The sequence below is a fragment of the Planococcus sp. ISL-109 genome (assembly GCF_018613655.1).
In the GTDB taxonomy this organism is placed as follows: Bacteria; Bacillota; Bacilli; order Bacillales_A; family Planococcaceae; genus Planococcus.
This window is the reverse complement of sequence record NZ_JAGGPW010000006.1, coordinates 93,761-117,997: the sequence shown is the minus strand read 5'-3', so window position 1 is coordinate 117,997 and position 24,237 is coordinate 93,761. Positions and strand designations below refer to the sequence as shown.

Here is a 24,237-nt window from a genome sequence, read left to right as displayed (position 1 = left end):
GTTTTCATCGAGACATGTTTTGAAAATATGCGAACTGGAGGGAAACGATGGGGAAGATAACCGGATTTATGGAATATGACCGACAGACAATTAAAGAGCGCGACCCTGCGACGCGGACACATGACTGGAGCGATTACACAGTCCCGCTTTCCGAGCAGGAAGTACAAACGCAAGGGGCTCGTTGCATGGATTGCGGCGTCCCGACTTGCCAGACAGCAATGGAACTGGATAACGGCACGACCGGCTGCCCGGTCAATCACCTGATTCCGGAGTGGAATGATCTCGTCTACCGCGGGCAGTGGAAAGAAGCGTTGCACCGCGAACATCTGAAGAACAACTTCCCGGAATTTACGGGCGTCGCATGTCCCGCTCCTTGTGAAGGGGCTTGTGTACTGGGAATTAACGAACCGCCTGTTGCCATTCGGACTGTCGAACGTTCGATTATCGAACGCGGCTTTGCGGAAGGCTGGGTTGTTCCGGAACCGCCAAAACACCGCACCGGCAAAAAAGTGGCGGTCGTCGGGTCGGGTCCTGCGGGACTAGCTGCGGCGGCTCAACTGAACAAAGCGGGGCACACCATCACCGTCTTCGAAAAAAGCGACCGTGTCGGCGGCTTGTTGACTTACGGCATTCCTGAGATGAAACTGTCGTATGACATGGTCATGCGCCGCATTAAAATTTTAGAGCAAGAAGGTATCACATTCGTCACCAATGTGGAAGTCGGCAAAAACTACTCGGCGACGAAACTGCGTGATGATTTCGATTCCGTCATCATGTGCACAGGGGCGACCGTCCACCGCAACATCGATGTGGAAGGGCGCGATCTGGAAGGAGTTCATTTCGCGATGGACTTCCTGCATGCCAGCGCAAAAAGTTTACTTGATTCCGATTTCGAAGACGGCAATTACATCTCAGCTGAAGGTAAAAACGTCATCGTCATCGGCGGCGGCGACACCGGGACGGATTGTCTCGCTACGTCTGTCCGCCACGGCTGCAAGAGCCTCGTGCAATTCGACGTCTATGATAAAAAAGGCGCAATCCGCGATGAAAAAGGCAACCCATGGCCGCAATATCCGAAAGTCCACAGCGTGGAATACGGCCATAAGGAAGCGGCCGCGACTTTCGGCGACGATCCGCGAGCGTATGCCGTCATGACGAAGAAGTTTGTCGGCGATGAAAACGGACAAGTGAAAGAAGTCCATACCGTCAACGTCAAACTGAAAATCGACGAGCAAGGCAACCGCATCCGTGAAGAAATTCCGGGTACGGAAAAAGTTTGGAAAGCGGATCTTATCTTGATCGCCATCGGCTTCAGCGGACCGGAGCAACTGCTCATCGACCAATTGAATGTGGAGACGGATGCCAATTCACGCGTGAAAGCCGAATACGGCGATTACCGCACGAATGTCGAAGGCATTTTTGCAGCGGGTGATATGCGCAGAGGACAGAGCTTGATCGTCTGGGCAATCAACGAAGGCCGTGAAGCAGCAAGAGAATGCGACCGTTATTTGATGGGAAGTACAGTCCTGCCTTAAATATTTGGATATAAATGGAAAGATCCCGGTGGTTTCAAAACCACTGGGATCTTTTAATATTTAGAAGTTTTTTCCTAATTCACTGTAAAATACAATTAATAACTAATAATTTGATTTATTTATAATTTTTAAATTATTTATTTTATGTAAATTTTTTCAGAGTATATTGTGCAAAAGTCCTAACGTGTATATAATAGTTAGTGTAGGACTATCGGCCGCTTATGGAAAGGGCGAAAGCATAAAAACTTAAGCGATCCGGCAGTTGTTCACAAAAATTTAACTCAAACCAGGAGGAATACACATGTTTAAGAAAAGTATTGCAGCTATAGCCTTGTCAGTCATGATGATTTTATCTTTCGGGACCGGAGCTTTTGCAGCCGATGTAACAATTGTTAGCGAAGTGCCTAAGCAGGAAATAGTTTCAAGCATGAGTGATGATGTAATTGCAGCGATTGAAGACGTCAACAAAGTGAATGTGAAAATCGAAGCTGAAATCGCGAAAAATCAAGAGAGAGCCGACAAGCTGTACAATCAATACGAAAAAAAATTAGCAAAAGAAACCGATGCTGAAAAACAGGAACAATTGACGGCAAAATACGAAAAGCAAATCTCGGATTTGATTTTCAAGCTCCAGGAAAAAGCTGAAAGAATGACAGTTAAAGGCATCGAAAAAGCAGAAGCTGCTGGACTTACAGTCGACATGGTATATGTAGATATCAAGTTCGGCAATAAAAACGCGCTTATCGATCCGATTGTAGTAGTTTCCTGGTAAGCGTGTTGTAGATAACTATTAAAAAGAGTAGTATGGGAGTAGAGGAAACTTTACTCTCATTTTTTATATTTCAGAGGATGTGAATTTGTGAAAGGCTTGGATATTTTAAAGGGAAACTATCTGGAAAAAGTTGAAAATGGTACAACCACTCTGGCGTTGTTAGGAAGAGGGGGCGGTTTGGAACTACTGAAACAAAAGATTTTAAAAGATAATACCTTTATTCTTTTTCCAAGTGAAGCTGTTGAGGCTCATGAATTCTACTATATATTGGACGGGGAAATTCAGGCTGAAATTGAAGACGATCTCATAAAGCTTGGCAAGGACGATTTCTTTTCTTGCAAAGAGCTAGAGGTGCCTGTTTCTTTTAAAGTTCTAGAAACGGTTTCGTTATTTTCTGTTTCCACTGTTCCTGTGTTTCATTACTTAAGTAAAATCATTGAAGAACTACGGGGAATCGGTGAACGAGTCGAACAGAAAGATCGCTATACATTCAACCATAGTGCACGTGTAGCCAATTACGCTGTAAAAACCGCTGCCAAAATGAAATTGTCGCGAGATAGTATGGAATCCTTGTTCCTCGCTTCGATCCTCCACGATATCGGCAAGATCAATATTCCCGAAGAAGTGCTGAAAAAGCCATCCAAGCTGACGGATGAAGAATTTGCACTGGTGAAAAAACACCCCGGAGATGGAGCGGCGATGATTCGTGATACGCCGTACAAAGACATTGCAGACATTGTCGAGCAGCATCACGAGCGGGTCAACGGCCGCGGCTATCCGTTCGGTTTGACAGGTGACGAGATTCTGGTCGAAGCGAAAATCATCGGCGTATGCGATACGTTTGATGCGATGACAGAAGACCGTGCATATCGCTCGGCGTTCACTCCTGAATATGCGATGGCTGAGATTGAGCAGCTCATCGGTATCCAATATGATGAGGAAGTGGCGATTGCATTTAAGCACGTGCTAATTGAAGAAGGAAAATTAATAGATACTCCTTAAAAGGATGTTCGTATTCATGCGAGCATCCTTTTTCCATTTTAGGATAATGATGTTTGAAAATAGGCAAATCCGTCTATACTTACTTACACGGAGATTTATAAAATCGAGGAGGAGATTGTGAAATGGCACGAAAATCAGGTGGATTTTTCAGTAAACTCGTACTACTTGGAGTTGGTGCAGCAATTGGTGCAGCATTGACCCAAAAGAAATCGGAAACAGGCAGCACGCAAAGTACTGGCGGCTCATCAACGAGCACAGCCGACATTAAAGAAAACATCAAAAAGAACCTGGACCGCTTTAATGAGCAGTCAGGTGGCATGGTCGATAAAGTGAAGCCGCATATCGACAAAGCAGTCGAAACGGTAAAAACAACGATTGAAAAGCAGCAGCAAATGATGGACAAGGAAAAAGATGCACTTGATAAAGCGAACAAAACTGTCCAGGATGAAGTCGGCAAGACAAAAAATACGGATTCCTCAACGACCAAGGACGCTTCTTCAAAAGACAGTGCATCCTCTGATGCGGGCAAGCCAAGCGGCGGTGTTCACGGCGGCAGCACTTCCTACAGCGAATCATTGAAAAAGAATTTGGGAAATGATGTTTCTGCTGACAAATCTTCAAATGATGGAACATTCAAAAAATAACTTCGGTTATAATAGAATAAAGAGAAGCTATGCCGAGTAAGGGCATAGCTTTTTCTTTCCCTCCAGTAGACAGAAAATTCATACCTTTTAGAACATCAGAGATTGCTGGCGGTATTATGACAAGGGGGTTCGGCCACGTGTTCAGTAACTACAGTACTAATCCTTTTTTTGACGAGATGTTTACGCCTGAAGGAAAACCGAAAGCCCATTACGAAACATTCCATGAAGTGCTCAAGCGATTTTCAGACGATGAGTTGCGGGAAAAGCATGAAACGGCGCAATTGTCGTTTCTCCGACAAGGCATTACGTTTACGGTTTACCATAATAATGTTGGGACTGAACGGACGATGCCGTTCGATTTTGTGCCGATTATCATTCCGCCTGAAGAGTGGGAAGTTGTAGAGAAAGGCATGATACAGCGGGTAGAAGCACTCAACCGCTTTTTAGAGGATGTCTACGATAAGCAAACGATTATTGAAGCTGGAATTGTCCCGCGGTATTTAGTGGAAGATAATCCATATTATTACGGCAAGCAGATGAAAGGCATCAAGATTCCGCTCAGCAATCATATTTTCCTGGCGGGCATCGATTTGATCCGTGATGAACACGGCAAATACCATGTACTGGAAGATAATTTGCGCAACCCGTCCGGATTGTCTTATGTGTACCAAAACCGCTATGTCATGCGCCAAGTGTATCCAGAGTTTTTTGTTAACCACTCGGTACAGACGCTCGAACATCAAATGAGTTTTTTGCACGATGCTATTTTGGACCATGCCCCGGTAAAGGTGAAGGACAAACCGCTAGCGGTTCTTTTGACGCCAGGCATGTACAATTCAGCTTATTATGACCATGTCTTTTTAGCGCAGCAAATGGGCATGGATTTAGTGGAAGGGCGCGATCTGGTCGTCCGCAATAATATCGTGTACATGAAATCAATCCGTGGGCTGAGGCGTGTCGACATCATTTACCGGCGCATTGACGATGACTTCCTTGATCCTGAAGCATTCCGGGAAGATTCGGCGCTTGGTGTCCGTGGATTGATGGAAGCTTACCATAAAGGCAACGTCGCCATCTTGAATGCGGTCGGCAACGGAGTCGCGGACGATAAAGCGATCTATGCGTATGTGCCGGAAATGATCCGTTATTACTTAGGGGAAGAGCCGATCATCGATAATGTCAAAACTTATTTGCTTGATAAACCGGAAGAGCGGGAGTGGGTACTGGAGCGGTTGGATGAGCTCGTTGTGAAAAATGTCGGCGCATCCGGCGGCTATGACATGCTCATCGGACCCCATGCATCCAAAGAACTGATCGAAGAGTTCAGGGGAAAGATCCTTGAAGCGCCCCATCAATATATTGCTCAGCCGACGATCAAGTTGTCACGCGCACCGGCCTATCAGGGAAATCAGTTTTATCCTTGCCATGTCGATCTTCGCGTATTCGTCATGAGAGGCAAGACGACACATGTCCTTCCAGGAGGCTTGTCGCGTGTCGCACTCAAGGAAGGTTCGCTCGTCGTCAACTCGTCACAAGGCGGAGGCGGAAAAGATACATGGGTGTTCAAGAAGAAAGACGAAAGGGAGGATGCGTAGATGTTAAGCCGTGTTGCGAATTCATTGTATTGGATGTCACGAAACGTCGAGCGGGCGGAGAACAACGCACGCATCCTCGATGTGCAATTGCTGCAGATGATTGAAGCGGCTGATGAAGAACTGGTGCGCGATTCGGATTGGAGGCTGATTTTCGAGATTTGCGATTCCACGGAGACGATGCGTGAAATCAAACAAAACCCGAAATACGAAGAAGCTGAACTTGTGCAGCATCTGGCGGTCGCTAGTGAAAACTCCAATTCGGTCGCAAGTTGCGCGATGGTTGTCCGGGAAAACGCCCGTATCAGCCGTGATCATATTCCGGATGATTACTGGGAAACGTGGAACCGTGCGTATTTGAATCTACAGGATATCGATTTGGAAAATAGCACGGTCAGTGAAATGAAGAAATTTTTGGAGGAAGTGAAAACGACTTCGCTTATCTCTCAAGGGATTGTCGAGTCTTCGATGTCCCGCGGTGTGGCGTATCAAATGATCAAGATCGGCAAATGGCTCGAACGGGCAGAAAAGACGGCCCGCATTTTAAACGTAGTCTGTGAACGGACGCATGAGCGGTTCCGGAAAGAAAATACAGATGATTATTATTTCTGGCTGGCGGCGCTGCGGATGACCAACGGCTACAGCGCTTATCTGCAAAACAATCCACCGCGCATGGAACCGAAAAAAGTACTGGACTTCCTCATTTCCGATAAGAGTTTTCCAAGGTCGATCCGCTATTGCCTTGACCACGTAAGGGATGCAGTGGAAGAACTCGAAGGAGGCAAAGTGTCGCATTATTCATGGGAGTTGTATGCCAAGTTAGATGAAGTGCGGACCTCGTTCAATGAAACAGATATTGAATCGCTCGATTCCGATGAATTGATGCATTTCTTAAATCGTTTTCAGGATGGCTGCAATGACATCAGCAGAATTTTCTCAAGCACATACTATCTGACCGATCCGGAAGCGGAGACGGCTGTGGCCTTCCAATCCCAAGGGATGGAAACGAAAGGAATAACTTCTATGAAATACAAAATCGAACATACTAATATTTTTGAATATGAAACGATCGTCGACCAAAGCATGAATACCATCCGGCTGAAGCCAAGAACCGATGAATGCCAGCGCCTGTTGTCGTACCGTGCGGATATTACCCCGGCGACACTGACGACAGATCATGTGGATATATTCGGCAACAACGTCGAGACCTTCTTTATTGCTGAGCACCATCAGCATCTGGAAGTGAAGGCGACGTCCATCGTCAGCATCCAGAAAAGCCCGTTCATCCACCGCATCGATTATTCGCGGGAAATGAATATCATCTTCCACTCCCAATTGTTCGCCGAGCATTACATGGCGTATTTAAGTAATACCGCCTATACGTACATCCTGCCGGAGCAGATGGAACTGGTCGACCGTGAACTTGGGGTGATGACCAATCCGGTTCAATACTCGATAGATGTGATGGAATACTTATTCGATCATTTCACTTATGACGGTGACTCGACCACCGTTACGACAAAAGCGAGCGAATCGTTTGATCTGAAAAAAGGCGTATGCCAGGACATTACGCACGTCATGCTGGGCATCTTGCGCAGCAAGCATATCCCGGCCCGCTACGTCAGCGGCTATTTATACGTCGGTGAAGATTCCGCGCTTGTCGGCGATGCAGCGAGCCATGCGTGGGTTGAAGTCATGGTGCCTGGCATCGGCTGGGTCGGCCTCGATCCGACGAATAATGTCGAAGCACTGGAAAATCATATCCGCGTCGGCGCCGGCCGTGATTATAATGATGTCAGCCCGGTTCAAGGCGTATACAGAGGTGGCAGCCAATCACTTGATGTGAAAGTATCGGTAAGCCTGCTCGACCAATAATGCCAATAATCGCTTAACTGCAAAACCGCCCGATCCGTGCCATAATGAAAGGATAAGACAGATGAACGGAGAAGGAGAAACTATGAACACAAATCAATTTAAAGCTTACGGGCTCAGCGAACCTATCGTAAAAGCGCTTGAAGGCCTGGGCTACCAAGAACCGACCGAAGTGCAGCAGCAAGTCATCCCGGCAGCTCTCGAAAAACACGACTTGACCGTCAAATCACAAACCGGCAGCGGCAAGACGGCTGCATTCGGCATCCCGCTTTGTGAGCTCGTCGATTGGGAAGAAAACAAGCCCCAGGCGCTCGTATTGACCCCGACGCGCGAACTCGCCGACCAAGTGAAAGAAGACATCACCCATATCGGCCGCTTCAAGCGCATCAAGGCAGCTGCCATTTACGGCAAGCATCCGTTTGCGTATCAAAAAGCGGAACTCAAGCAAAAATGCCATATCGTCGTCGGCACTCCAGGGCGTGTGCTCGATCATATCGAGAAAGGTACATTGCAGCTCGATAAAATCGAGTATTTGGTGCTCGACGAAGCGGACGAAATGCTCAATATGGGCTTTATCGAACAAGTCGAGTCGATCATCAAACAGCTTCCCAAAGAGCGGACGACAATGCTGTTCTCGGCAACGTTCCCAGGACACTTGGAGAAGTTGCAGCGTGATTTCATGCGCTCTCCGCGCTATATCGGGATTCAGGCAGCCGACACGTTGGAAGAACGGATTGAGCATTCGCTCTATATCGTTAAGGAGCAAGAGAAATTCCAATTGCTGCGCGATGTGACGGTCGTCGAAAACCCGGACAGCTGTATTATTTTCTGCCGCACGAAAGACCAAGTCGATGCCGTATCAGAAGGGCTCGAACGGCTATTTTATACGAGCGATCAATTGCACGGCGGCATGACCCAGGAAGACCGTTTCGGCGTCATGGATGATTTCCGGCGCGGCGAGTTCCGTTATTTGGTCGCGACAGACGTTGCGGCACGCGGCATCGATATCGATGGCATTACCCATGTCATCAATTACGATTTTCCGCTGGAGAAAGAAAGCTATGTCCACCGGGCAGGACGCACGGGACGTGCAGGAAAAAGCGGCAAAGCAATTTCATTTATCACGCCGTTTGAAGACAAATTCCTGAAAGAGACAGAAGACTATTTAGGGTTTGATATTCCGCAAGTGGAAAGGCCATCAAGAGAGCAGATCGCTTTGGCTAAACCGGCGTTTTCAGAAAAAATCGAGAGCCGCCAAAAACCGAAGAAACATAAAGCGGCAGCGCTCAATCAAGACATCATGAAGATTTATTTTAATGGCGGCAAAAAGAAAAAGCTCCGCGCTATTGATTTTGTCGGCACGCTGACGAGCATACCAGGAATCACCGCAGAAGATATCGGCATCATCAAAATTCAGGACGGTGTCACGTATATCGACATTCTGAACGGCAAAGGTACGCTCGTATTGAAGGCGATGAAAGACAAAACCGTCAAAGGCAAAACCTTGAAAGTCCATAAAGCCCGAAAATAACAGAACGGCCTTTCGGAAGCAGACATGCTTCTGAGAGGCCGTTTTTTGCATTGGAAACGAGCGTTTAGGCGTTTGTAGGCGGGATGGAATGGGTGGAAAGAAATTGTGATTTGATGACATAAGTTTTTTTGTCACGAAAAAATGCTGAATTGTAATCAAATGTGCCCAATGCTGTCACACAACTGTAACCTTGGCGTGCTATTTTAATTTTACTAACAAGCTTACAGCATCTTGGACATAAAGGTAATCAACCAATACGCAAAGGGGATAGGAACTTGAAAAAATTAATGGCGGCTTTGGGCATGGCATTGTTTTTATTACTCGGCACTTCACTTACCACTTCTGCAGCATCTGACGTATACACGGTAAAAAGCGGAGATACCCTTTACAAAATTTCTCAACAAACAAAAGTATCCGTTACCAACTTGAAAACATGGAACGGTTTAAAATCCAATCTAATTCATCCAAAACAAAAACTAAAGCTGAAGAAATCGTCCGCGAAGCCAGTAGCGGCTTCCAAGCCGACGCCTTCCCGTTCAGCCAATGGCACGGTAGCGAAAGAATTTACCGTTTCAGCGACTGCCTATACGGCTTCATGCAAAGGCTGCTCAGGGATTACGAGAACAGGCATCAACTTAAAGAAAAATCCGGGGCTTAAAGTGATCGCGGTTGACCCGAAAGTCATCAAGCTCGGCACTAAAGTATGGGTGGAAGGTTATGGCTATGCGGTGGCCGGGGATACGGGCGGCGCAATCAAAGGCAATAAGATTGATGTCTTTATCCCGACTCAAAGCCAGGCGCTCAAATGGGGACGCAAAAACGTAAAAATTAAAATCTTGAAATAAGCAAAAACCGGCCTATAAGCCGGTTTTTTTGTGTCTTAAAACAAGTGATCGTTTATTTGTCCTCTTATAAAACAGTGAGTCAGAAAAGATGTCTTACATTTTTCATCTTTAAATAGCTGGGGCTATGAGATTGCGCTCCAGGGGCGGACGTCGAACCAAGGCGGCTAAAGAGCGCGCCGCCATTGTTTCGCCAGTCCCGCGCGGTCCCCCAGGCGTCGCCCCCTTCCGCTCCGTCTCTAGGTTTATAGGTATTGACCGTTTCTTCATCCTCTCACACTAGTAAGGAGTCGAAGATATCTCTCTATAGCCACAATCGATATTGCACACTTTTCCCGGCAATTGGATATACGAAAAATATTTTCAACATCCACTGAACGAGCTAAGTCGGTTTTCTGTTGAGGACGTCCCACTAAGGAAGCGATTTCTCCACCAGTGAACGAAAGCTCAACCCTAAACAAGTGTATTGCTACACGGAAATTCATCTCTTTCAGCGCAACAAAAAAGCGAATAAAACACGGCAATTAAAGAGTCAAATGATTCGTTTTTTAGTGGAGATATGTATATACTGTTTGTATAGTTAATGTATAACTTTTATAGGGCGAAACGGGGGCTTACGCAATGGAAAAACGAATGATTATTATTGGAGCGGGGCCGGGTGGCTTGGCAGCAGGCATGCTTTTAGCGAGCAAGGGCTACCAAGTCGACATTTATGAAAAACTAGATCGCGTCGGAGGGCGAAATTCCGCTTTGACTCTTGGGGATTTCACGTTTGATACGGGTCCGACGTTCTTGAGCATGATGTATCTCGTGGAAGAATTGTTCGAAACGACAGGGCGCAATGTCCATGATTATATGGAAGCAATCGAACTTGACCCAATGTATGAGCTGCGCTTCGAAGATCAGAATTTGGTGATGACGCGTGATGCAGAGGCGATGCGAAAACAAATTGATGAGAATTTCAAAGGTGACGGGGAAGGTTATCAGCGTTTTATGAAAGAAACGGGCAAAAAGTTGGAAGCACTGTCGCCGCTCTTGCAGACAAAAATGGACCGCATGACGGATTTATTGCAGCCGAAAGTGATCAAGGCATTGCCTGAACTAGAAGCCGGCAAGACGCTCTATGATGTGTTGTCGCGTTATTTCAAAGATGAGCGTTTGAAAATGGCATTTGCATTCCAGTCCAAATACCTCGGCATGTCGCCTTGGGAATGCCCGGGTGCGTTTACAATTCTTTCGTATATGGAGCACGCGTATGGCATTTACCACCCAATCGGCGGCGTCAATCAACTGTCCGCAGCTATGGCGAAAGCGTTTGAGGAGATGGGCGGCCGTATCCATACCAGCAAAGGCGTACAGAAATTGTGGGTGGAAGGGCGCACGGTAAAAGGCGTCGATCTGCTTGATGGCAGCAGGGAAGCGGCGGATGAAGTGATCATCAATGGCGACTTTGCCCATGCAATGACCCATTTGGTGGAGCCTGGCATTTTGAAGAAATATACACCGGAGAAGCTCGATAAGAAAAAGTATTCGTGCTCGACGTTCATGCTGTATTTAGGGCTCGACAAGAAATACGATTTGTCGCACCATACGATTGTCTTTTCGAAGGATTATAAAAGGAATGTAGAAGAAATGACGAAGTCGAGAATTTTGTCGGCCGATCCGTCAATCTATGTGCAGAATGCCAGCGTGACCGATCCGACTTTGGCTCCAGAGGGGAAATCCGCGCTTTACATATTGGCGCCGGTGCCGAATAATTTCAGCGATATCGGCTGGGAAAATGAACACGAAGCATTCCGGGAATTGGTGTTGGATATTATTGAAGAAAAAACGGATTTTAAAAACTTACGCGACCACATCGAAGTAGAGAAGATATTGACGCCATTCGGATGGGAATCGGATTATTCCGTTTACCGGGGGGCAACATTCAATTTGGGCCACCAATTATCGCAAATGATGGTATTCCGGCCGCACAACAAATTCGAAGAGCTCGGCAATTGCTGGCTGGTCGGCGGAGGAACGCATCCTGGCAGCGGTTTGCCGACTATTTTGGAATCTGCCCGCATTACAACGAACGGCATTCTAAAGCAAGACGGCAAAACGGGGATTCCAATCGGGCCGCTTCCGAAAGTGGAGGGATTCGCATGAAAATTGCCATAATCGGCGGTGGAATCGGCGGATTGATGGGTGCGCTTTATTTAACGAAACAAGGCTATGATGTCACTATTTACGAAAAAGAACATAAACTCGGCGGCAGGATGGCGTTTGTGGAGCGTGACGGGTTCTGCATCGACCAAGGGCCGACAATTGTCTTATTGCCGGAAATGTTTCGCGATTTGATTGCGCAGGCAGGAATCGATCCAGGGAAAATCGAATTATTATTATGTGACCCGCTTTATACTATCCGTTTCACTGATGGGAAAGTGTATACGAAATATCCAGGCCGGGAACGGCAATTACAGGAAATTGAAGAGCAATTTCCGCAAGACAAAGCAGGCTTTATCCGCTTTATGGATGAAGGGCAGAAGCGCTTCGACATCGGCAAGCCTGCTTTTCTGGAACATGATTTCGTTCGTAAGGCGGATTTCTGGACGTTCCGCAATATCCGCAATTTGATGAAGCTCAAACCCCAACAGTCTGTCCACAGATTGATGGAAAACTATTTCAGGGATGAGCGTTTGCAGCTAGCCTATTCCTTGCAGGCGCTCTATATCGGGGGCGACCCGTACCGGGCACCGGCGATGTATTCGCTCGTGCCGTTCAGCGAGCACGAACATGGCGTCTATTACGTTAAAGGCGGCTATGCAAGCATCATTCCGGTGATGGAAGAAGAATTGCGCTCCCGAAAAGCCGACATTCGGACTGGCACAACCGTTAAGCGCATCTTAAAGAAAGATGGCCGCGCAACGGAAGTCGAAACGAAAGACGGCATAGAAGCATATGATGCGATTGTCTACAATGGCGATTTTCCCGGCATGAAAGAACTGGTGCCGGCCAAAAAAGAAAAAGAGTTTACAGCTTCTTCCGGCTGTATGTTGCTGTATTTCGGGTTGGACCGGGTTTATGAAGACGTAAATGTCCACCAATTCTTTATCGGTGATGATTATAAAGAGCATATGGAAGATGTGTTTGTCAGAGGAGAGAAGACGGAGAATCCGGCATTTTATACGTTCCATCCTTCCGTCATCGATGACTCACTCGCACCACTTGGCAAGTCGGTGCTGTATGTACTGATACCGGTTCCATCCGGTACGGAAATCGACTGGAAGGGCGATGAGGAATGGATCGGCCGTATTTTGGACCGCATGGAGACACTGTCGTTTCCGGGTATCCGGGAAGCGACCGAGTGGATGGAAGTGCGGACACCGAAAGATGCGGAAGCGTTCGGGTTGTTCAAAGGCGGTAGTTTCGGAATCGGCCCGACATTGAAACAATCCGGTGTTTTCCGCCCGCAGATCAAGCCGGATAATACAGAAAATCTGTATGCGGTAGGGGCATCCGTCCACCCGGGCGGCGGTATTCCGATTGTCATGCAAGGCGCAAAATTACTGGCCGAGAGAATCCACAGCGATCTGAAGGAAAGGGGCGGTTCATGATGGAATTGAAACAAGCCTATAGCTATTGCGAACGCGTTATTGCCGACAATTCAAAAAGTTTTTACAAGGCATTTTCCCTATTGCCTAAAGAAAAGCGCAAAGCGGTTTGGGCAGTTTATGCCTTCTGCCGGAAAGTCGATGACATTGTGGATGAGGGAAGCCAGCCAGAAACCGAATTGCATGCATTCAGAAAAGAGTTTGATGAGTTTCTGGCGGGTTCGATTCGCTGGGATGACCCGATGTGGCTGGCGCTAGAAGACGTATTTGAAAGCTACGATATGGATGCGAGCGCTTTTTACGGTTTGATTAAAGGACAGGAAATGGATTTGACGATCAATCGCTACCGGACGCTCGATGAATTGCTCGATTACAGCTATCACGTGGCCAGTACGGTCGGTCTGATGCTGTTGCCGATTTTGGCGCCGGGGCGCACCGCGTTATTGAAAGACGGGGCAATTTCCCTCGGCTATGCGATGCAGATCACCAATATCCTGCGCGACATCGGTGAAGACTTGTCGATGGACCGCATTTATTTGCCGCAGGACATCATGCGCAAATACGGGCTCGCTGAAGAATCCCTCGGCAATGGAACGGTTTCGGAATCGTTCATCCAAGTATGGGAAGAACTTGCCAAAATCGCTGAATTCCACTATGATCGCGCCTTTGAGACGATGGACGATTATCCTTTGTCTTCCCGCGTGCCAGTCAAAGGGGCCGCGCTTGTCTACAGGGAAATATTGTCGACGATCCGCTCGAAAGAATACACCGTCTTCCACCAAAAGCATTACGTGACGGAAGACTCCAAGCAATCGATCTTGGCATGTTTATAAAGAGCAATTTCAATCAGTGGGGTTCTTCATTATTCCATTGACCGTTAAAGCGGGATAAAAAAGAAGCTGTTTGCATCCGTCGTGAAATCGACGGATGCAAACAGCTTTTTTGTGTTTGTTATGAATAATTCCGGATCAAGCGCCGGGCGACGTTCAGCCCGCTCAAGGTCACCATCGGGGAGCCGCCTCCAGGATGGACGCTGCCGCCGACAAAGTACAATCCCTTGACGTCGCGGCTGGCATTTGCCGGGCGCAAAAAGGCATCTTGCGGGCGGTTGGAAGAAGGGCCGTATAAAGCCCCCCGGTAAGATCCGAATTTGTCGCAGATAAAAGCAGGTGTGAAGATCCGCTCTTCTTTTATATGTCCCCGGATAAAGATGCCGTAGTGTTCCAATAAATCATAGATCCGGTTTTTGTAGCGTTCAGGGTCGACTTGCAGCTGGCCATCTGCTGTTAAGGCAGGTGCATTTACGAGAATGAACAAATTGTCGCCGAGCGGCGAAACGGCGGAATCCGTATGGGAAGAATTGCTGATGTAGATGGTCGGGTCGCCGCTATAGTTTTTATCAGCGAATAACTCACGGAATTCGCGCGGATAATCGGCTGAAAAAAAGACGTTATGGTGCTTTAATTCCGGTAAGCGGATATCGAGTCCGGCTGTAATGACGAATGCGGAAATCGACGGCTCGAACTTATTGCGTTTTGCATCGCGAAAAGATGGGCGCTCTTGTTCGTCCACGAGTTCCGGGAAAGCGGATAATAAATCCCCGTTTAAAATGACGGCATCGGCTTCCACTGTGCGTCCATCCGCAAGTTCCACGCCGCATGCTGCACCTTTCTTTGTCAGGATGCGGGTGACGGCCGTGTCCGCATGAAGTTCTGCTCCGCATTCGGCTGCTACAGCCGCGAACCCTTCCGCAATCGATGTATTGCCGCCTTTCGCATAAAAGACTCCTTGCGCGAGTTCCAAATGCGCAATCATGGCGAAAGTTGCCGGGGCCTTGTACGGTGATGAACCGATATAAGTAGCGTAGCGCCCAAATGCCTGGCGCAAGCCGGCGTGTTTGAAATAGCGGCTGAAAAAGCGGTCCATCGATTCGTATGGACGCACCTGCAGCAATGCTTTTCCGAGTGCAGGGGACAGGTAATCGCGGAACGACTGGAAACTCAAAGGGAAAAAATACTGCTCGGATAAGCGGTAAAGGCGTTCAGTCTCTGCCAGAAAATCAGGGTATCGCTCTGCTGCGAACGGATCGAGCGTTTCGAGTTGTCGGATCATGTCTTCGCGGTCTGCGGTAAAGTCGATATGGCTGCCGTCAGTGAAATGGTTGCGCGTATGGACAGCGAGCTTTTCAAGTTGAAAATAATCCTCAGGGTTGCGTCCTGTTTGCGCAATGACTTGCTGAAATAGGCCAGGCATGGTGATGGTGTTCGGGCCGAAATCGAAACGATAGCTGCCGAGTTCGACGGGCATCAGTTTGCCGCCGAAATGGCTGTTCTTTTCAAACAGGCTGACGCGCATGCCGGCGTGGGCAAGCGTCACAGCAGCGGCCAAGCCGCCAAGCCCGCCGCCGACGATGGCAATATGTTGTCGGTTCATGAATAATGCCTGCCTTTCCATGTATAGGACTCATTTTTAAACGATTTGCGCATGGCGGTCAGCATGACAGCGAGCATCGCCGCTGCCTGGAACGGCATAAGAAACGCCAAGTACCAACGCTGGTTCGTCACCATGTCGACATACCAGCGCTGTAGAACGGTCAAAGCATAAGGGAGGAGCCATAATATGTTCCCGGTGAAGGCACCGGCGACTGCAAGAAACAGCGGGAAAATATAAAAGGCTGTATAAAATAGCGTCAGAAGGATGGCGATCAGCGGCGAGCGGCCGATGCCGGTATAGCTGTTTTTCAAAAAGCCTTCCCATACTTCCCCAGGGGTTTCGTACATCCGGCATTTGACGGAAGCGGTGATGTTCGCGAGCAGCACTTTATGGCCTGCTTGTTTTAGTCGGCGTGCAATATGTACATCTTCGACGAGTGAGGTACGCACTGCCCCGTGGCCGCCGATCGACTCGTACGCCTTCCGTTCAAATGCCATCCACATGCCATTGGCGGCGGTGGCCGCCGGGAATTTCGTATAATTGGCGAGCAGCAGCGGCAGATGGAATAAAACGACGAAATGGAGCATCGGCACAAGCAGCTTGCTCAAGAATACCGGCACTTCGAATGCGGGGAATCCCGACAGCAGCGCGGCTTTTCGTTTTTCCATCAAACTCAATGTCTGGCGTATAGCTTGCTTGCGGAAGCGGACATCCGCGTCAACGAAAAAAAGATAGTCACCACTGGCGTGCTGTTGCAGCTGATGGCAAGCATGGACTTTGCCGATCCATCCGTCTGGCAGTTGAACGCCCTGCAAGACGGTGAATCGGCTGTCGCCGGCAATCTCGCGGTCAAGTATGGCCTGGGTGCCGTCGGTCGATTGGTCGTTCAAGATGATGAATTCGGCGCGTTCCCAGTCCGTCTCTTTCAGAGAACGGACGATGGACGGGACGTTACGCTCCTCGTTGCGCATCGGCACGAGAACGGAGATGAAAGGATCTGCATTTAGGACGGGCTGTTTTGGCAGCGATGGAAGGAAAGAGCGGTTGATGACGATCCACAGGAAAAAGGCGATGTGGATGGCAATTAATGCTGTCATGATTTCCGCCCCCTTTTCAGCAGTTTGAGGAACTCCTCGTAATTTTCCTCGAGAACTTCCTGCTTCAAGCGGTCAAGCGCAGCCGTTTCGCGGTCCTGCAGCCACAGCGTCCTTTCGTGCCTCGAGCCTTCTGGAATATCGATGAGCGATAAGGCTTCGCCTTGGTCGATCCACACTTCCGGATTTTTCTCCCTGCGCATCGAATAATAAAAGCGCACAGGAACGAGCGGCACTTGCGGACATTTCTCCATCAAATAAAGGATGCCTGTATGAAACTGCAATGGGCGCGTCTCCAAGTGAAACTCATCGCCTTGCGGAAACAGGATGACCGTTTTGCCTTCCTTCAGTAATTGCTCTGCATAGCGCAGCGAGGCGAGGATGTCTTTCGGATTGCTTCGGTCAATCGAAAAAGCCCCGAGGCGGCGGAAAAAAGGAAACTGTCTCAATCCCCGCTCGTGCATCATAATGTGCACATCCAATTTCCAAACGCGGTGGTTCAGAAAGAAGAACAATAAGCCGTCCCACCAGGAACTATGGTTCGAGATGATCAAAGCTGGTCCTTTAGGTGCGCGGATGCCGCGGCCATAAAGATGCGAGAACGACTTGTGGATCGACGGCAGCAAATAAACAGCGAATGCGCGTTCAAGAAGCGCGGATTTTTTTGCCCTGATCATTGCGGCCGCCTCTTCCATGCCACAAAGACAATGAGCGCTGTGAGGACAGCGGTCAACAGAGCTGCGAGCCATAAGCCGCCGATGGATCCGAGGAGTATGAACATGGCGATCATCAGCACATATAAAAGGACCATGCGGTTTTCAGCTTGCCCCGCTTCGACGCGCAGCCTCTGCTGTCGAAATGCAACGTCCAGAATCAAGTGGAGAACGAACGCCACGATAAACCAACCTGTGAAGTTGGTCCATGGAATGCCGTAATAAAAGCCGGTATCTTCCCATAGCCAGTAGCCTTTAATCTGATACGCGACAGGGTCGATGATCAAATCGATGATGACTGCGGCGATGCCGCCGACTGCAGCGTAGGCGATGCCGCCGGCCGGCACGATCCAGCGCGCGATGACATGGCTTGTCGCCATGACCATGAGCCAGGCGAAACCGATGGCGATCGGTACGCCGAAGAGATTCGGTGCAAAGCGGTCGGTGTAATCATAGGAGCCGAACAAAAAGCCGCTGTCGGCGCCAGCCCATTCAACGATGAAGGTGGAAATGAAAATAAGCACACCGATCGTTCCGCCGACTACGGCGCCGAAGCGGTTCCATAAATAAAGAAAGCCGAGCGTTCCGGCGAGGATGAGGAAGAATGCATTGGCCCATTCCAGCCAAGAAGGCAATAAATCAAAACTCAGCAAGATGACGCCGCAGATATACCAGAAAATAAACAGTTTGAAAATCCGATCTTCCCATTTCAAGAGCAGCACCCCATCTAAATTTGTTATACAAATAGTGTACAACAATAGTCAGAAAAGACGAAAGAAAAGGGCAGGGCACTTTGCATGCAGGCCGCTAAAGTTTTTTTTGCCGTGTTCGCTGGGACTTTGAAGCTTGATATAACAGTATATTTATGAGGGATTACTTATAAATGCTTGCTGAATTTTCAGTAAAATATTGAAGGGAATCCTGCAGTTGTGTATACTGAATAGAAGCAATAGAGCGTGTTCTAGCAATGGGGGAATGGAATATGCAGGATTTACTGCGAAATGTGTCAGCTTTTTATAAAGATTTCAGTTCAGGGCAGAAAAAGATTGCGGACCTATTTTTCCGTGAACCGATTTTCCTCGCTTTTTCACCTGCCCTGGAAGTCGGGAAGCGGGTCAACGTCAGCGAATCGACCGTCATCAGATGGACGCAAAAACTCGGCTACAGGGGTTATACAGAGTTTCAGCACACGCTACAGCGCAAACTGGCAGAAGAGCGGCTGGAGAAGGCGCAGCAGGAACGGCCTGCAACGGCGGTGGATCAGTCGTTTCTGGAAAATCTACTTGATGCGGATATTTCGAGCATTTTAAAACTTAAGCAAACGATTAATGAAGATAATTTATTGCAAGTGGTCGACCGCATCAGCCGGGCTGAGCAGCGCTACGTGACAGGCAATTTCTTCGATTTCGGCTTAGCCGAATGGTTCGGGGGCTGGCTCACCAGTGCGCTTGGGGATACATCCATGATGCAGCCTGGAACTGCCGTTTATTATAGGCAAATGGCGGATCTTGGGCCGAACGATACGGTGATAGCATTCGCCTTTCCGCGCTATACGCGCACCATAATTGAAACCTTGGAGTACGCAAGGCAAAGAGGCGCAGCGGTTATCGTCTTGACCGACAGGGAAGATTCGCCGGCAGCCAAGTACGCGGAGACAGTGCTCACCGTTTCCGTCAACACCAATCTCAACATCGATTCCTATACGGCGGTCCATGCACTGCTGACGTCCGTCATGCGCTTTGTTTACGTCAAGGAGCATGCAAAAGTGAAAGAAAAGCTCGCGCAATTGGAAGCGGCATACACCGACCAGGACATCTTCATATAACCCAACCCATTGCTGGCACGTCCCGAATCGCTTCGGCGTTTTGGATAACTATATACGAAAAGGGGAGAGCAAGATGAATAAAAAATTTGCAACGGCAGGCGTAATTTTAACAGCAGGTATTCTTTTGGCAGCCTGTGGATCGGATGACTCAACAACCGGCTCGGAAGGATCAAGCACTGAAGGAACAGGCAGCGACTTGAACTTGGTAGAAGAAGGAAAGTTCACGACCGCATCAAGCGGCTTGTATAAACCGTTCAACTACGAAGAAGGCGGTAATTTGACCGGCTTCGATATTGAAATCGGCAACGCACTCGCAGAAGAGATGGGCCTTGAGCCGAATCCGGTGACAACGCCTTGGGAAACGATTATCCAAGGGTTAACGTCAAACCGCTTTGATGCCATCTTAGGTTCAATGGCCATTACTGAAGAACGTGAAAAGCAACTCGCTTTCTCTGATCCGTATTACTACTCAGGCGGCGTCATTTTCGTCCGTGAAGGAAATACAGAAATCAAATCTGAAGAAGACCTTGAAGGTGCAACAATCGGCGTTGTCGGACAAAGTACGTATGACACGGCCGCTCAGCAATACACGGACGATATCCAATATTATAATAGTGATGTTGTCGCTTTGCAGGATTTGACGGTTGAAGGCCGCCTAGACGCTGTTATTACCGCAGACGTTGTCGGCTTTGAAGCACAAAATGCTGGACTTGAAATCGAAATAGTCGGCGAGCCGCTTTGGATTGAACAGGCCGCTGTAGCCGTCAATCCGGAAGATGAGGAATTGCTGGCAGCGATCAACGAAGCACTGGCGGCAATCATCGAAGATGGAACATATGCTGAGATTTCCAATAAATGGTTCGGCCGAGACCTCCTCGATGTCGATCTTGAAGGCGTCGAAATTCTCAAGTAAAGATAGCTGAGAAGAGGGGGAGAGCGAATTATGTTTGAATTGATTTCAACAGTTTTTGAAGTATTCATGCGGACGTATCCAGGCTTCTTGCGAGCTGCTGTGGTTACGCTTCAATTAACCGCAGTCGGAGTTATATTGGGGACATTTATCGGTCTGGCCTTTGCCCTGATGAAAATTTCGGGATCCAAAATCCTGCAAGGCATCGCGAACGTCTATATTACGATCATCCGCGGTACACCGCTGATCGTACAGATCATGTTCCTATATTTCGGTATTGTGGAAATATACACAATGTCGAATTTCTGGGCAGGCGCCATCGCACTCGGTGTCCATAACGGCGCGTATATCGCGGAAATTTTCCGCGGCTCCATTCAAGGGGTCGATCCGGGACAGCGCGAAGCGAGTATGTCTCTCGGAATGAACCGCAAGCAGACTATGCAGCGGATCGTGTTCCCGCAGGCGCTTCGCCGCTCGATCCCGCCGCTCGGCAACCAATTTATCATTACGTTAAAAGATTCATCGCTTGTATACATTATCGGTGTCGCGGAGATATTCTCCCTCGCCAACCGGGAAGCGGCGCAATCATTCCAGCCATTTGAATCGTTCATCGTCGTAGCGCTTTACTATCTCGTGCTGGTCATGATCTTCACGTACTTGCTGCGCTGGTATGAAAATCGACTTGATGTGGACAAAACCTAAGGAGGAGTAGTTATGATTATTGGAGAGAATATACACAAATCCTTTGGTGATCTCGAGGTGTTGAAGGGCGTGGATTTGCACGTCAAACCCCAAGAGGTGGTTGTTCTGGTCGGAGTCAGCGGATCCGGCAAAAGTACGCTGCTCAGATGCTTTAACTTCCTGGAGATGATCAACGAAGGTTCCATCACCATAGATGGAAAAAAAGTCGATCCGAAAAAAGACAATTTGACGAAAATCCGCGCTGAAGTCGGGATGGTGTTCCAGCATTTCAATTTGTTCCCGCATAAAACAGTGCTCGAGAATGTCATCGAAGCGCCGGTGACGGTCAAGAAAATGAATAAAGACGCGGCGAGAAAGCTGGGCCTGGATTTATTGGAAAAAGTCGGCCTGAGCGATAAAGCGGACGTCTACCCGAGCAAGCTGTCAGGTGGACAAAAGCAGCGGGTCGCCATTGCGCGCTCGCTCGCTATGGAGCCGAAAGTGATGCTCTTTGACGAACCGACTTCAGCACTCGATCCGGAACTTGTCGGAGAAGTGCTGCAGGTTATGAAGCAGCTCGCTGAAGAAGGCATGACGATGGTCGTTGTGACACACGAGATGAAGTTCGCCAAAGAAGTCGCAGACCGCATCATCATGATCGATCAAGGAACCATCATCGAATCGGCGGATCCAAAGAATTTCTTTGAAAATCCGCAGCATGAACGGACGCGCCAGTTTATCCAATTGGTGGAATAATATTGACGGAAAGTCAGTAAAGCTGAAAATACCTCAACAAGTAAACTTGTTGAGGTATTTTTTGTTTCTTTAAGCCGCCTTGAAAAAATGACCATTCATCAATATATGCCGCATCACTGCCTTAAACTCGAATATAAAGCCTTTCTTTTGTGGAATGACGTTTTCAATGTCCAAAAAAGGATAAAGAAGACTAATAGAGTGAAGTTGAGGAGGAAACGGCATGAAAGTAGTGGAAATTATGACCGCGGATGTGGAGACGTGTACACCGCATGCGACAATCCAAGATATCGCCGCCAAAATGCGCGAAATAAATGTCGGATCGATTCCTATTTGTGAGGAAGGTCGGCTGGTCGGAATCGTTACGGACCGGGATATCGTCATTCGGGGAATTGTGGAGGAACTGGCATCGGATGCCCCGATTTCTGAAATCCTGTCGGAAACTTTAATTACCGGCACAGAAGAAATGCTTGTCGAGGAAGCGGCTTCCTTGATGGCGCGGCATAAAATCCGCCGCTTGCCGATTGTCCGGAAAGAGCGGGTTGTCGGAATCATTTCGCTCGGCGATATCGCGGTAAGAGGCAAAACACCAAAAGAAGCGGAAACAACGCTTGAGACACTATCAGAACCAGCTAGTCCGCGCGCTGAAGGAAAACCCTGAAAGGAGGCGCCAAATGGAAATCTTAAAAACTCCAGACGTTTTAAGTGACAAAGCGAAAAAAAGCGCTCCGGTGCTGCAACTCGAAAATGCTAAGGTGCTGAACATCCAACTGCGCAAAGGGGAATCAATTCCGGAGCATCACGCAAATGCCGAAGTCGTCATCGTCGTCCGTCGAGGGCGTGTGGAATTCACCGTAGAAGGGGAGACAGTGGTTGCAAGCCCGGAAAACGTCCTGCACCTGGCTCCATTGGAAAACCACCAGCTGACAGCGCAAGAAGACAGCGACCTGCTCGTCTTTCAAATCAACGCATAGAAAATCCCGCGCATATGTGCGCGGGATTTTTTTACCATTCCACATTTTCCGGATATTCTGCTTGAATGCCGATTTCGTGGATCGGCTGTTTGCCAGGCGCAGCCGCACCGATCACTTGTTTGCGGAAGGCCTGGTATTCAGGGTCCTGCATGGCGAGTTTCATGGCAATTGCAGACAAGCTTTTCTCACGCTGCTGCCTGGTCATATCAATATACTTCAAATTCAGCAAGTCGACATACTGGGTGGCGTAGCCATTGACCGTTGGGGCTTTGAGGAACGCCTCCAAAATCGCTTCGTATTCTTCTTTCGGCACATGGCCTTGCAGGCAATCGAGAACGAGCGCCTGAAACTTGGCGATGGCCGGCGCATGGATATCGGCCAATAAATTCCCTTGTTTGCCCTGATAGAGCCAGATGAAATCCCGCAGCGCATAGGCTGCATAAAGCAGCTCCGGCCATAACACTTCCGCTGAGAAGTAAATGTTCTTATCCGGTGCGATAAAGCCATGCTGTTTTTTCGTGTGCTCGTGTAAGCCGTTGAAGACGAAGTCGACGTTGCGGTCACCTTGAGCGGCGTGCCGGATTTCATAGGAAATACCGAGAATCCGCAAGCGTGAACCTTCGTATCCCTGATATTCGCCTTCTTTTCCGATCACTTTGTAGATAGCCTGGTTCAGCTCATCCAAATCGAAGTAATCCCCGCTGATTTTAACGCCGGTATGATTTGGCGTCGTTTTCATGCTTAACATTAAACTGCCTCCTTAGCGTTTCGGTTGATAGCTGAGCTGCTGGAACAGCTCGTGCTTTTCGTCTTCGGTCAAATTGCGCCATTCGCCGACTTTCAAATTGCCGAGACGCAGGTTCATGACGCGGATGCGCTGGAGGCGCCTCACTTCATAGCCGAGTGCTGTACACATGCGGCGGATCTGCCGGTTGAGCCCTTGATTGATCGTCAGCTTGAATACTTGCTGGGCAATCTTTTCCGCTTTAGCAGGGAGGGTTACCGTATCCAAAATTTCCACTCCGTTCGCCATGTTTTCCAAAAACTCATCGGTGACCGGTTTATCGACGGTGACGATATATTCTTTTTCGTGCTCGTTTTCAGCACGCAAAATTTCATTGACGATGTCGCCGTCATTGGTCATTAGGATGAGCCCTTCGGAATCTTTGTCGAGCCTGCCGACATGGAAGATGCGCTCGGGATGGTTGATGAAATCGACGATATTGCCGTCGATATGGCGCTCGGTCGTGCTCGTGATGCCAATCGGTTTATTGAGCACCAGGTAAACATAGGCGCGCTCCGGCTGTTGGATCAGCTTGCCGTCAACGTGCACTTCATCTCCATAATCGACTTTGCTGCCGAGCTCGGCTTTTTGCCCGTTGATCAGCACGCGGCCGGCTTCGATGAATTTATCCGCTCCTCGGCGGGATGTAATGCCTGTTTCGCTCAGGAATTTATTGATTCGCATAAA

At 48.6% G+C, this 24,237-nt stretch carries 23 protein-coding genes; 17 read left to right on the top strand and 6 right to left on the bottom strand.

Annotated features, from left to right (window positions below; all coding sequences use genetic code 11):
- Positions 1 to 47 precede the first annotated feature (47 nt).
- From J7E21_RS08245 to J7E21_RS08195, 11 genes are all read left to right on the top strand, one after another.
- Complete coding sequence (locus J7E21_RS08245) at positions 48 to 1,535, top strand: glutamate synthase subunit beta (protein WP_215106512.1); 1,488 nt, start codon at positions 48 to 50, stop codon at positions 1,533 to 1,535.
- Between the two features lie 301 nt (positions 1,536 to 1,836).
- Complete coding sequence (locus tag J7E21_RS08240) at positions 1,837 to 2,307, top strand: DUF3450 domain-containing protein (protein WP_215106510.1); 471 nt, start codon at positions 1,837 to 1,839, stop codon at positions 2,305 to 2,307.
- A 177-nt stretch (positions 2,308 to 2,484) separates the two neighbouring features.
- A complete protein-coding gene (locus J7E21_RS08235) occupies positions 2,485 to 3,309 on the top strand; it encodes an HD-GYP domain-containing protein (RefSeq protein ID WP_251047906.1) in 825 nt (274 codons plus the stop codon).
- A gap of 122 nt (positions 3,310 to 3,431) precedes the next feature.
- A complete protein-coding gene (locus J7E21_RS08230; protein WP_215106506.1) occupies positions 3,432 to 3,953 on the top strand; it encodes a hypothetical protein in 522 nt (173 codons plus the stop codon).
- Between the two features lie 137 nt (positions 3,954 to 4,090).
- A complete protein-coding gene (locus J7E21_RS08225) occupies positions 4,091 to 5,548 on the top strand; it encodes a circularly permuted type 2 ATP-grasp protein (protein ID WP_215106504.1) in 1,458 nt (485 codons plus the stop codon).
- A complete protein-coding gene (locus tag J7E21_RS08220; RefSeq protein WP_215106502.1) occupies positions 5,549 to 7,420 on the top strand; it encodes an alpha-E domain-containing protein in 1,872 nt (623 codons plus the stop codon). It abuts the gene before it with no gap.
- Positions 7,421 to 7,502: 82 nt separating this feature from the next.
- The gene (locus tag J7E21_RS08215) at positions 7,503 to 8,948 is read left to right on the top strand and encodes a DEAD/DEAH box helicase (protein ID WP_215106500.1); all 1,446 of its coding nucleotides are present in this window, start codon (positions 7,503 to 7,505) and stop codon (positions 8,946 to 8,948) included.
- 275 nt (positions 8,949 to 9,223) lie between these two features.
- The gene (locus J7E21_RS08210) at positions 9,224 to 9,793 is read left to right on the top strand and encodes a 3D domain-containing protein (protein ID WP_215106498.1); all 570 of its coding nucleotides are present in this window, start codon (positions 9,224 to 9,226) and stop codon (positions 9,791 to 9,793) included.
- 618 nt (positions 9,794 to 10,411) lie between these two features.
- Complete coding sequence (locus J7E21_RS08205; RefSeq protein ID WP_215106496.1) at positions 10,412 to 11,938, top strand: phytoene desaturase family protein; 1,527 nt, start codon at positions 10,412 to 10,414, stop codon at positions 11,936 to 11,938.
- Positions 11,935 to 13,386 carry a phytoene desaturase family protein gene (locus tag J7E21_RS08200; protein ID WP_215106494.1) on the top strand — a complete coding sequence of 484 codons (1,452 nt, stop codon included), beginning with the start codon at positions 11,935 to 11,937 and terminating at the stop codon, positions 13,384 to 13,386. The genes J7E21_RS08205 and J7E21_RS08200 overlap by 4 nt, the downstream gene beginning before the upstream one ends.
- Complete coding sequence (locus J7E21_RS08195) at positions 13,386 to 14,216, top strand: phytoene/squalene synthase family protein (RefSeq protein ID WP_215106659.1); 831 nt, start codon at positions 13,386 to 13,388, stop codon at positions 14,214 to 14,216. The genes J7E21_RS08200 and J7E21_RS08195 overlap by 1 nt, the downstream gene beginning before the upstream one ends.
- Before the next feature lie 118 nt (positions 14,217 to 14,334).
- Here the strand turns inward: J7E21_RS08195 and J7E21_RS08190 are convergent, their stop codons facing one another.
- Genes J7E21_RS08190 through J7E21_RS08175 form a run of 4 tightly spaced genes read right to left on the bottom strand, consistent with a single transcriptional unit; the run spans position 14,335 to position 18,345 of the window.
- The gene (locus tag J7E21_RS08190) at positions 14,335 to 15,816 is read right to left on the bottom strand and encodes a phytoene desaturase family protein (protein ID WP_251047904.1); all 1,482 of its coding nucleotides are present in this window, start codon (positions 15,814 to 15,816) and stop codon (positions 14,335 to 14,337) included.
- Complete coding sequence (locus J7E21_RS08185) at positions 15,813 to 16,913, bottom strand: glycosyltransferase family 2 protein (RefSeq protein ID WP_215106490.1); 1,101 nt, start codon at positions 16,911 to 16,913, stop codon at positions 15,813 to 15,815. Before J7E21_RS08185 ends, J7E21_RS08190 begins: the two co-directional genes overlap by 4 nt.
- The gene (locus J7E21_RS08180; protein ID WP_215106488.1) at positions 16,910 to 17,587 is read right to left on the bottom strand and encodes a lysophospholipid acyltransferase family protein; all 678 of its coding nucleotides are present in this window, start codon (positions 17,585 to 17,587) and stop codon (positions 16,910 to 16,912) included. Before J7E21_RS08180 ends, J7E21_RS08185 begins: the two co-directional genes overlap by 4 nt.
- Positions 17,584 to 18,345, bottom strand: a complete 762-nt coding sequence (locus J7E21_RS08175) for a carotenoid biosynthesis protein (RefSeq protein ID WP_353047750.1) — start codon at positions 18,343 to 18,345, stop codon at positions 17,584 to 17,586. Before J7E21_RS08175 ends, J7E21_RS08180 begins: the two co-directional genes overlap by 4 nt.
- Before the next feature lie 260 nt (positions 18,346 to 18,605).
- Here J7E21_RS08175 and J7E21_RS08170 point away from each other — a divergent pair, with 260 nt between their 5' ends.
- From J7E21_RS08170 to J7E21_RS08145, 6 genes are all read left to right on the top strand, one after another.
- On the top strand, positions 18,606 to 19,448 hold the full coding sequence (locus J7E21_RS08170; protein WP_215106486.1) for a MurR/RpiR family transcriptional regulator: 843 nt from the start codon (positions 18,606 to 18,608) through the stop codon (positions 19,446 to 19,448).
- A 73-nt stretch (positions 19,449 to 19,521) separates the two neighbouring features.
- Complete coding sequence (locus J7E21_RS08165) at positions 19,522 to 20,361, top strand: transporter substrate-binding domain-containing protein (RefSeq protein ID WP_215106484.1); 840 nt, start codon at positions 19,522 to 19,524, stop codon at positions 20,359 to 20,361.
- 30 nt (positions 20,362 to 20,391) lie between these two features.
- Positions 20,392 to 21,060 (top strand): amino acid ABC transporter permease, encoded by a 669-nt coding sequence (locus J7E21_RS08160; RefSeq protein WP_215106482.1) that lies wholly within the window; start codon positions 20,392 to 20,394, stop codon positions 21,058 to 21,060.
- Between the two features lie 12 nt (positions 21,061 to 21,072).
- A complete protein-coding gene (locus J7E21_RS08155) occupies positions 21,073 to 21,795 on the top strand; it encodes an amino acid ABC transporter ATP-binding protein (protein WP_215106480.1) in 723 nt (240 codons plus the stop codon).
- Between the two features lie 220 nt (positions 21,796 to 22,015).
- Positions 22,016 to 22,453: a CBS domain-containing protein gene (locus J7E21_RS08150; RefSeq protein ID WP_215106477.1), complete on the top strand. Its 438-nt coding sequence runs from the start codon at positions 22,016 to 22,018 to the stop codon at positions 22,451 to 22,453.
- A gap of 13 nt (positions 22,454 to 22,466) precedes the next feature.
- Positions 22,467 to 22,766, top strand: coding sequence for a cupin domain-containing protein (locus J7E21_RS08145; RefSeq protein WP_215106475.1), 300 nt, complete (start codon positions 22,467 to 22,469; stop codon positions 22,764 to 22,766).
- A 31-nt stretch (positions 22,767 to 22,797) separates the two neighbouring features.
- Here J7E21_RS08145 and J7E21_RS08140 read toward each other — a convergent pair whose 3' ends face one another.
- Together J7E21_RS08140 and rluF are read right to left on the bottom strand one after the other, a co-directional pair.
- Positions 22,798 to 23,514: a DUF6904 family protein gene (locus tag J7E21_RS08140; protein WP_215106473.1), complete on the bottom strand. Its 717-nt coding sequence runs from the start codon at positions 23,512 to 23,514 to the stop codon at positions 22,798 to 22,800.
- Between the two features lie 12 nt (positions 23,515 to 23,526).
- The gene (rluF, locus tag J7E21_RS08135; RefSeq protein WP_215106471.1) at positions 23,527 to 24,234 is read right to left on the bottom strand and encodes a 23S rRNA pseudouridine(2604) synthase RluF; all 708 of its coding nucleotides are present in this window, start codon (positions 24,232 to 24,234) and stop codon (positions 23,527 to 23,529) included.
- Between the last annotated feature and the right edge of the window lie 3 nt (positions 24,235 to 24,237).